General features: G+C 70.7%; 7 protein-coding genes and 1 pseudogene. 3 read left to right on the plus strand and 5 right to left on the minus strand.

Annotated elements, in window-relative coordinates; all coding sequences use genetic code 11:
• A partial coding sequence (locus AC27VN_RS23190) for a DUF2239 family protein (protein ID WP_490878036.1) occupies positions 1-243 on the plus strand: 243 nt, incomplete at its 5' end.
• A complete protein-coding gene (locus tag AC27VN_RS23195; protein ID WP_093341991.1) occupies positions 240-1,652 on the plus strand; it encodes an MATE family efflux transporter in 1,413 nt (470 codons plus the stop codon). The genes AC27VN_RS23190 and AC27VN_RS23195, both read left to right, overlap by 4 nt.
• A 3-nt stretch (positions 1,653-1,655) precedes the next feature.
• Here AC27VN_RS23195 and AC27VN_RS23200 read toward each other — a convergent pair whose 3' ends face one another.
• The 3 genes from AC27VN_RS23200 to AC27VN_RS23210 all read right to left on the minus strand — a co-directional run bounded on the left by AC27VN_RS23200 (position 1,656) and on the right by AC27VN_RS23210 (position 4,274).
• Positions 1,656-2,132, minus strand: coding sequence for a VOC family protein (locus AC27VN_RS23200; protein ID WP_057590272.1), 477 nt, complete (start codon positions 2,130-2,132; stop codon positions 1,656-1,658).
• 85 nt (positions 2,133-2,217) lie between these two features.
• A complete protein-coding gene (locus AC27VN_RS23205) occupies positions 2,218-3,621 on the minus strand; it encodes a sensor histidine kinase (RefSeq protein ID WP_490878037.1) in 1,404 nt (467 codons plus the stop codon).
• Positions 3,618-4,274: a response regulator gene (locus tag AC27VN_RS23210; RefSeq protein ID WP_093342454.1), complete on the minus strand. Its 657-nt coding sequence runs from the start codon at positions 4,272-4,274 to the stop codon at positions 3,618-3,620. Before AC27VN_RS23210 ends, AC27VN_RS23205 begins: the two co-directional genes overlap by 4 nt.
• A gap of 118 nt (positions 4,275-4,392) precedes the next feature.
• Here AC27VN_RS23210 and AC27VN_RS23215 point away from each other — a divergent pair, with 118 nt between their 5' ends.
• Positions 4,393-6,444 carry a S9 family peptidase gene (locus AC27VN_RS23215; protein WP_490878038.1) on the plus strand — a complete coding sequence of 684 codons (2,052 nt, stop codon included), beginning with the start codon at positions 4,393-4,395 and terminating at the stop codon, positions 6,442-6,444.
• 3 nt (positions 6,445-6,447) lie between these two features.
• On the opposite strand, the gene AC27VN_RS23220 is transcribed toward AC27VN_RS23215, so the two are convergent.
• Both AC27VN_RS23220 and AC27VN_RS23225 read right to left on the minus strand, forming a co-directional pair.
• Positions 6,448-8,856: a TonB-dependent siderophore receptor gene (locus AC27VN_RS23220; protein ID WP_490878039.1), complete on the minus strand. Its 2,409-nt coding sequence runs from the start codon at positions 8,854-8,856 to the stop codon at positions 6,448-6,450.
• A 116-nt stretch (positions 8,857-8,972) separates the two neighbouring features.
• A pseudogene (locus AC27VN_RS23225) lies at positions 8,973-9,176 on the minus strand (FecR family protein); the annotation flags it as partial.

Below are 9,176 nucleotides of genomic sequence, written 5' to 3' on the forward strand. Positions count from 1 at the left end.
CTGCGCCGGCTGATCGACGAGGCACGCCGCGTCAACGCAGGGCGCGATGCCGCACGCGCGGCGCGGGAAGCCACCTACGGCGTGATGACCGTGTTGGCCGGCAACCTGCCCGGTTTCGAGGAAGCCATGCGCGCCCTGTTCGCGCTCGAGCGCGAGCGCTTCGAGCAACACATTTCGACCTGGCCCGAGGACCTGCGGGCCCACCTCCAAGAACTCTCCGGCGCGAGCTGGACCCACGAATGAACGCCAAGACAGACACAGCCCCCAACCCGAGCGGCCTCCAGGGCACGCCCGTGGCACCCGTGGGCGCGCCGCGTGCCCTGTGGAAGACCTTCCTGTTCTTCCTCGCCCCCATGCTGCTGAGCAACATCCTGCAGTCGCTGTCGGGCACGCTCAACAACATCTACATCGGCCAGATGATCGGCGTGACCGCGCTGGCCGCGGTCTCTAGCTTCTTCCCGGTGTTCTTCTTCTTCATCGCCTTCGTGATCGGCCTGGGCGCCGGCGCCTCGGTGCTGATCGGCCAGGCCTGGGGCGCGCGCGACGTCGCCCGCGCCAAGGCGGTGGCCGGCACCACGCTGAGCGTGGGCATCCTGATGGGCCTGGTGATCGCGGTGTTCGGCGGCGCCTTCACCACGCCGCTGCTGGCCGCGCTCGGCACGCCGCCCGACGTGCTGGCCGAGGCCACGCGCTATGCGCGGATCATGCTGATCGCGATGCCCGGCGTGTTCGTGTTCCTGATCTCGACCGCGATGCTGCGCGGCGTGGGCGACACCGTCACGCCGCTGCTCACGCTCCTGATCTCCACCACCATCGGCATGCTCGTCACGCCCGCCTTGATCCGCGGCTGGGGCGGCCTGCCGCAGCTGGGCGTGACCAGCGGCGCCTGGGGTTCGGTGCTCTCGTTCCTGGTGGCGACCCTGTGGCTGGGCTGGCGGCTGCGCCAGCGCAACAGCCCGCTCGCGCCCGACGCGGCCTTCCTGCGCAGCATGCGCATCGACCCGCAACTGCTCAAGACCGTGCTCAAGGTCGGCGTGCCCACGGGCGTGCAGATGATCGTGGTGGCGCTGGCCGAGGTGGTGCTGCTGTCGCTGGTCAACGGCTACGGCTCCAGCGCCACGGCCGCCTACGGCGCGGTCAACCAGGTGGTGGCCTATGTGCAGTTCCCGGCCATCTCGATCGCGATCACGGCCTCGATCCTCGGCGCGCAGGCCATCGGTGCCGGCCGCGCCGACCGCCTCGGCGCCATCGCGCGCACCGCGCTGATGATGAACCTGTTGCTCACCGGCGGCCTGGTGCTGCTGGGCTATCTGTTCTCGCGGCCGCTGATGGGCTTCTTCATCACCAGCGCGCCGGTGATCGAGATCGCGCAGGAGCTGCTGCACATCATGCTGTGGAGCCTGGTGATCTTCGGCATGGCCTCGGCGCTGTCGGGGATCATGCGCGCCAGCGGCTCGGTGCTGGTGCCCACGCTGATCTCGATCGCCTGCCTGCTCGGGCTCGAGGTGCCGGTGGCCTGGTTCATGAGCCACCGCATCGGCCTGGACGGCATCTGGTATGCCTACCCGGTGACCTTCGGCGCGATGCTGCTGCTGCAGACCGCGTACTACCAGCTGGTGTGGCGCAAGAAGGCGATCCACCGGCTGGTGTAGCGATCAAGCGCCGTCGAAGGCCTTCTTCACGGTGGCGATGTCGAGCTTGACCATCTTCATCATCGCCTCCATCGCGCGCTTGGCCTTCGCGGGATCCTTGTCCTGGAACATCCGGATGATCGCGTCGGGCGCGACCTGCCACGAGACGCCGAAGCGGTCGGTGAGCCAGCCGCACTGCACCGGCTGGCCGCCGCCCTCGAGCAGCTTGTCCCAGTAGTGGTCGACCTCGGCCTGGGTCTCGCACCTCACGTACATCGAGATGGCCGGGGTGAACTTGTACTCGGGACCGCCGTTGAGCACCATGAACGCCTGGCCGTCGAGCTCGAAGGTGGCGGTGAGCAGCGAGCCCTTCTTGGCGGGATTCACGTCGCCCCACAACAGGGTATCGGTCACGCGCGAGTTCGGGAAGATCGCGCTGTAGAACTTCAATGCCTCCTCGCCATTGCCGTCGAACCAGAGGCAGGGAACGATCCTTTGCATGGGTATCTCCTTGGAGCTTGATTGATGAACCTGCAAGTTCAGTATCGAAGCTGCGCGCGGCCCCTGTCAACCCGGGCGATGCCCTTCAGCCGTAAGTGTTCGTGCGGCCCGCAAGCGGCAGCCGGACGCTGAAACCCACGCCGCGCCCCGGTGCCAGGCCGTCGACGATGGTCACCTCGCCGCCCATGCGGTGCACCGCCTGTTTCACGATCGCGAGGCCCAGGCCCGAGCCCGGCGTCTCGTGCGCGCCCTCGCCGCGGTGGAAGCGCTCGAACACCCGCTCGCGCTCGGCCTCGGGAATGCCGGGCCCGTCGTCGGCCACCAGCAGCGCGAGGCGGCCGTCTTCCACACGCAGCGTCATCGCCACCTGCGCGCCGTCGGGCACATGGCGGATCGCGTTGTGCAGCAGGTTTTCGAGCACCGACTGCAGCGCCGGCACATCGACCTCCGCCTGCAGGCTGTCGGGCGCCTCGAGCGCCAGCTCGATGCCGCGTGCCATGGCCTGCGGCGCCGCCTGCGCGAGCAGCCCGCGCGCGAACTGCGCCACGTCGACGCGCTTCGGCGCCGAGGGCTGCGCATCGTCGAGCAGCGCCAGGTCGAGCAGCTGCTGCGTGAGGTGAGAGGCACGCGCGATCGCCTGCTCCAGATGCAGCTGCGCGCGCTCGCGCTCGGCGGCGTCGGCCGCGCCGGCCAGCGCATGGGCCTGCGCGGCGATCACCGCCATCGGCGTGCGCAGCTCGTGCGCCGCGTCGTGCACGAAGGCGCGCTCCTGCGTGAGCTTGTCGCGCAGTTGGCGCAGCATGCGTTCGAGCGCCGAGGTCAGCGGCTTGAGCTCGGCCTGGGGCGGGTCGTAGCCGATCGGCGACAGGTCGCTGCTGCCGCGCCGTGCGATGAGGTCGGCCAGCCGCTGCAGCGGCCGCAGCCCGAGCCGCACCGCCAGCCACACCGGCAGCAGCACGATCGGGAAGGCCAGCAGCAGGTAGGGCAGCAGGCGCGTGGCGTTGCGCTCGAGCACCCACCAGCCCGTGATGCGCGGCTCGGCGAGCTGCAGCCGCCAGCGGCCGGCCTCGGTGCCGTGGACCCAGTACGAGACGCCATCGAAATCGCGCTCGATCACCTGCGGCGCCGGCGCGTCGAGCACCCGGTCGCCGAGCGCAGCCGAGCGGTAGAGCACCGTGCCATCGTCGCGCCGGCGCAGTTCCATCCACACGCTGCCGCCCGGATTGCCGCTGATGCGCAGGGTCCTGAACTGGGTCGCGGTGGAACGCATCACGCCCACCGCCTGCGCGTCGCTGTCGACCTCGCGCAGCGAGGCGCTCATCGCGCGGCCCAGCTTCTTCAGCCCCTGGTCGACCGCGAGCGCCTGGCGGAACTCGACGTAGAAGTAGGCCAGCAGCATCAGCCAGACGCCGACGAAGGCGATCAGGATCGCGGCCAGCACGCGCCGGCCGATGCTGGGGCCGGGCCAGGCGAATGACAGACGGCTCATGGCGTCAGCATGTAGCCCACGCCGCGCACCGTGTGCACGCGCGTCGCGCCGATCTTGCGCCGCAGGTTCGACACGTGGACCTCGACCGCCGCGAAGTCCAGCGGCTCGCCCAGCGGTTCCAGCCGCTGCGCGAGCACGCCCTTGGCGACCACCGCGCCGGGCTCTCGCGCCAGCTCGAGCAGCAGCCTGAACTCGCGCGGCGACAGCTCGAGCGCGCTGCCCGCCAGCGTGGCCTGGTGGCGCCGCGGCGCGATCGAGAGCGGCCCCAGCGTCCAGACCTCGCTGGCCTGGCGCGCCGAGCGTCGCAGCACCGCGCGGATGCGCGAGATCAGCTCGGCGGTGGCGAAGGGCTTGATGACGAAATCGTCGGCGCCACCGTCGAGGCCGGCCAGCCGGTCCTCGACCGCCGAGCGCGCGGTGATCACGATCACCGGCACCGTGCCGCCCTCGCCGCGCCAGCGTGCCAGCAGTTCGAAGCCGTTGCCGTCGGGCAGCGAGAGGTCGAGCAGCACGCAGTCGAACACGGCCGCGTCGGGCACGCGCGGCGCGTCGCGGGCGCGGCGCAGCCATTCGCTCGTGAGGCCGTCCACCTTGAGCGCGGCCTGCAGCGCGCGGCCCAGGTCGAGGTCGTCTTCGATCAGCAGGATGTGCACGCGGCGATTGTGCGCGCGCGGACCTTGGGGCCAGCCAAAGACAGGGCGCGCCATCTTTGGCTTCGCCCAAGGTCGGGCTTCGCACAATCGGCGGCCACCGTCTCCTGGAACCGGAACCATGCGCCGCGACTTTCGCCCCACCGCCCTGCTCGCCCTGGCCTGCGCCGCCGGCGCCTTGCTGCTGTCCGCCTGCGCCACCGCGCCCACCCATCCGGCGCTGGTCCAGGCCCGCCAGGACCGGACGCTGCCGCCGCTGGTGCCGATGCGCCGCTTCGTCGCCAATGTCGACACGGTCGGCGGCCACGTGCTGTCGCCCGACGGCCGCAAGCTGCTGTGGGTGCAGACCGTCGGCACCGACGTGGGCCTGGCCGTGCGCGACAGCGCCGACGCGGCCACGGTGCAGTCGACCAGCACGCGCAGCTTCGCCACCGGCACGCTCGCGAACGCGTCCGCCTACGCCTGGCTGCCCGACAGCCGCCACATCGCCTACCTCAAGGACGCGAGCGGCGACGAGAACACGCAGATCTTCGTGCTCGACAGCCAGTCGCCCGAGGCCCGGCCCTGGGCCGTCACGCCCTGGCCCGGCGTGCGCTCGGCCGGCGTCATCGGCGGCGCGCCCGGCAGCCCGAACTTCTTCTTCACGAGCAACCGCAACGACCGCACCAGCCTCGACCTGTTCGAGGCCGACCCGCGCACCCGCAGCGTGCGCGAGGTGGCGCGCGGCGAGCCCGGCAGCCGCGTGGTCGCCTGGTACGTCGACACCCGGCGCGAGCTGGCCGCGCGCATGCGCCAGCTCGGCAGCGTCGACGGCTCCGACCTGCTGATGGAACTGCGCCAGGGCGACGGCAGCTGGCGCCCCTTCAAGACCATCGAGGCCTTCGATGCCTACGCGCCGCTGCGCATCGACCGCGGCGGCGGCCGGCTCTGGGCGCTCGGCAACATCGGGCGCGACAAGCTGGTGCTGGTCGAGGCCGACCTGGCCACCGGCGCCGAGAAGGTGCTGGCCGAGGACGCGCAGGTCGACCTCGGGGCCGTCTATTTCCCGCCGAACGAGGGCGCGCCACAGGCCTGGACCTCCGAGCCCGGCCGCCCGCGCATCCGCTACCTCGACGCCACGCTCGACGCGGAGGTGACCGCCGCCATGAAGCGCGCGCGCGAGCGCGGCTGGCTCGCCGCCGAGCCCGTGATCGCGCGCCCGCAGAGCAGCACGCTCGACCAGCGGCGCATGGTGCTGCGCGCGGTCACCGAGACCGGCACGGTCGAACTGCTGCTCGACCGCGACAGCCAGGCGCTGGCACGCCTCACCCCTCCGCCGCGCGAGAACGGCGACGACTTCTTCTCGTCGACCGAGCCCTTCGCGTTCAAGGCCTCCGACGGCCTGCAGGTCCACGGCTACCTCGCGCGCCCGCGCGGCGTGCAGGGCCCGGCGCCGCTGGTGATCAGCATCCATGGCGGCCCGTGGACGCGCGACAGCTGGCTGCCCGCGGGCTTCAACACCGTGCAGATGCTCACCAACCGCGGCTATGCGGTGCTGCAGGTCAACTACCGCGGCTCGAGCGGCTACGGCCGCGCCTTCATGATGGCGGGCGCGGGCGAAACCAGCGGCCGGCTGCAGCAGGACATCGCCGAGGCCGCGCAGTGGGCCGTCGACCAGGGCGTGGCCGATCCGCGGCGCATGGCGGTGCTGGGCGCCAGCTTCGGCGGCTTCTCGGTGCTCTCGCAACTGATCCGCAAGCCGCACGGCTACCGCTGCGGCATCGACATCGTCGGCGTGGCCAACTGGCCGCGCGTGATCGAGAACTGGCCGCCGTTCTGGCGCAACCGCCACTACTTCGCGCGCTTCTTCGGCGACGTGAACCAGCCTGAGGAACGCGCGCGCATGCTGCGCGATTCGCCGGTGTCGCAGCTCGAGCGCATCGAGGCGCCGCTGCTGGTGATCCACGGCGCCAACGACGTGCGCGTGCTGCGCCAGGATTCCGACGACGTGGTGGCCGAGCTGCGCCGGCTCGGCCGGCCGGTGGACTTCCTGAGCTTTCCCGACGAGGGCCACAGCGTGCGCAAGTGGCGCAACCGGCTCGCGCTGTGGCGCAAGGTCGAGGACACGCTGGCCGGCTGCCTCGGCGGACGCAGCAACGGCTTCGACTTCTACGAGCTGATGCCGCGCTCCTGAGGCCTACCAGCGGTAGGTGGCCGTGGCCACCGCGGTGCGCGGGTAGCCGTAGTAGCAGGCCACGTAGCCGCAGTTCGCGAAGTAGGTCTTGTTGGTGAGGTTGCGCAGGTTGAGCGCCAGGCTCCAGCGGTCGATGTCGTAGCCGACCATCGCGTCGAACACGGTCACCGCCGGCACCTTGGTCGGCGCGGTGGATTCGCCGTCGCCGTAGTTGGTGCCGGTGTAGCGCGCGCCCAGGCCCAGCTTCACGCCGTTGGCGAAGCGGTAGTCGGCCCAGACCGAGAAGCGGTGGCGCGGCACCGCGGTGGCCTGCTTGCCGATCTCGGCGCTGTTGGCGCTGGCCGTGACGATGGCGCGCGGCGTGTAGGCATACGAGGCCGTGAAGTTCAGGCGTGGCACCAGTTCGGCCGTGGCCTCGAGCTCGAGGCCGCGCACCGAGATCTCGCCGGTCTGCTTGGGCACGAAGTCGGCGTCGTAGCTGATGTAGTTGTTGCGCTTCAGGTCGAAGACGGCGGCGCTGTAGAGCGCCTTGCCTCCGGGCGGCTGGTAGCGCACGCCGGCTTCGTATTGCTTGCCGCCCTCGGGCTTGAAGGGGTTGCCCGACACGGGGTCGATGGTGGCGGTGGGTACGAACGACTCGGTGTAGCTCAGGTACGGCGCCCAGCCGCTCGGGTGCAGGTAGACCAGGCCGGCGCGGCTGGTGAACTTGTGGTCGCGCATGCGCTGGGTCGAGCCGTCGAGGCGGCTGAAGACGGTGCTCTCGGCGTCGTCGTAGCGCCCGCCCAGGGTCAGCGACCAGCGCTCGCCCCACTTGATCTGGTCCTGCAGGTAGAGGCCGGTCTGGTTCAGTCGCGTGATGCCGTCGAAGTACGGCGCCGGGATGTCGTAGGCACCGCCATGGACCGGCGCGTAGATGTTCAGCGGCGGCGCGCTGCCGCCGCTGAAGGTGACCTGGTCGATGCGGGTGCGCTGGTAGTCCAGCCCCACCAGCAGCTTGTGCGTCACGTCGCCGGTGCGGAAATCGGCCTGCAGCTGGTTGTCGAGCGCCACCGCGCCGATGTTCTCGCGGCTGCCGAACACGCTGCGCGAGAGCTGCGTGAAGTTGGCGATGTCGTTGGCGTCCTCGGGATTCAGGGTCACGAAGCCCGAGGCCTGCACGCCGCGGTAGTCGAGCTTCTGCGCCGCATAGCGCGCGTTCTGCCGCACGGTGAAGGTGTCATTGATGCGATGCTCGAACTGGTAGCCGATCATCCGCTGGTCCTGGTTGAACTTGTCGAAGCCAGGTTCGCCGGTGAACAGCTTCGACGGGATGTAGGTGCCGATCGCGGTGGGCTCGAGCGAGCCGATGGTGGGCCGCGCGCGCGTGTAGACGCCGCCGCGCGAGCGCGTGAACATCGACAGCAAGGTGAAGCTGGTGTCGGCCGAGGGCTTCCAGGTCAGCGAGGGCGCGATGTAGCTGTGGTCGTCGGCCTCCTTCGCGGCCGGCAGTTGCGCATCGCGCAGCACGCCGGTGATGCGGTAGAGCAGCTTGCCCTCGGTGTCGAGCTGGCCCGCGAAGTCGCCCGCGATCTGGCGCCGCGCGTTGTCGCCGAACTGCACCTGCAGCTCTCGCACCGGCTCGGCCGTGGGCCGCTTGCTGACCACGTTCACCACCCCGCCCGGGCCGCTCATGCCGTAGAGCACCGACGAGGGGCCGCGCAGCAGCTCGATGCGCTCGGAGCCGTAGTTCTCGGTGCGCCACACGCCCCAGGTGCCGTTGTTGCGCAGCGGCAGGCCGTCGAGATAGAAGCCCGGCGAGTAGGCATCGAAGCCGCGCAGCGAGATCCAGTCGTAGCGCGAGTCGGCGCCGTAGGTGGTGGTCGACACGCCCGGCGTGTAGCCCAGCGCGTCCTTGAGGTTGGTGGCGCCCATGGCCTCGATGCGGTCGGCCGTGATCACCGAGATCGACTGCGGCGTCTCGATGATCGGCGTGTCGGTCTTGGTGGCGGTGGCGCTGCGCCGGGCCACGTAGCCCTGCACGCGGCTGGTGGCGCTCTGCTCGCCCTCGGCCTGCACGGTGACGGCCGGCAACGACGCGTTGGACGCGCCCGGCACCAGGGTTCGGATGACCACCGCATTGCTCTCGACGCTGGCCGCCAGGCCGCTGCCGGCCAGCAATTGTTCGAGCGCCTGGCGTGGCGCGAGCCGGCCCGAGACCGCCGGCGCGGTCTTGCCCGCCACCAGGCTCTGCTGCACCACGAGCTGCACGCCGGTCTGGCGCGCCCAGTCGTTGAGCGCCTGGGCCAGCGGCTGGGCCGCGATGCTGATCGGCACCGGGTCGGCCGGCAGCGCCTGGGCCGATGCGGTCAGGTGGCCCATGGCGAGCGCCAGGGCCAGGGCCAGCGGTGCCGGCTTCGATTTCAAGCAGTTCATCTACGTTTCCAGACTTTGAATACAAATGGTTCTCATCTGGGTTGACGCACGAAGCGCGAGAAATACCGTAGTCCCGCCGAAAATTTTTTCCGGCGCCCGGCAGCGGCGCCTCTCGTTCAGTGCGCAGCGACCAGCTCGGTGACCGCGCCCGCCTCCTTCAGCCGCACCGGCAAGGCGCTTGGCAGCGCGCGGCGCAGGGTGCGCGGATCGCGCGGGTCGAAAGTGCCGGTCAGCCGCAACGCCGCCACGGCCGGATCGTTCACCACCAGGCCGGTGCTGCCGTAGCGCTCGAGTTCGGCCAGCGCGCGGCCCAGAGGCGT

Source organism: Variovorax sp. 20P10.2.4 (assembly GCF_058244205.1).

Excerpts from the sequence above, each read along its gene's own strand:
- AC27VN_RS23195 (WP_093341991.1), top strand. The coding sequence starts at position 240 with ATGAACGCCAAGACAGACACAGCCCCCAACCCGAGCGGCCTCCAGGGC.
- AC27VN_RS23200 (WP_057590272.1), bottom strand. The coding sequence starts at position 2,132 with ATGCAAAGGATCGTTCCCTGCCTCTGGTTCGACGGCAATGGCGAGGAG.
- AC27VN_RS23205 (WP_490878037.1), bottom strand. The coding sequence starts at position 3,621 with ATGAGCCGTCTGTCATTCGCCTGGCCCGGCCCCAGCATCGGCCGGCGC.
- AC27VN_RS23215 (WP_490878038.1), top strand. The coding sequence starts at position 4,393 with ATGCGCCGCGACTTTCGCCCCACCGCCCTGCTCGCCCTGGCCTGCGCC.
- AC27VN_RS23220 (WP_490878039.1), bottom strand. The coding sequence starts at position 8,856 with ATGAACTGCTTGAAATCGAAGCCGGCACCGCTGGCCCTGGCCCTGGCG.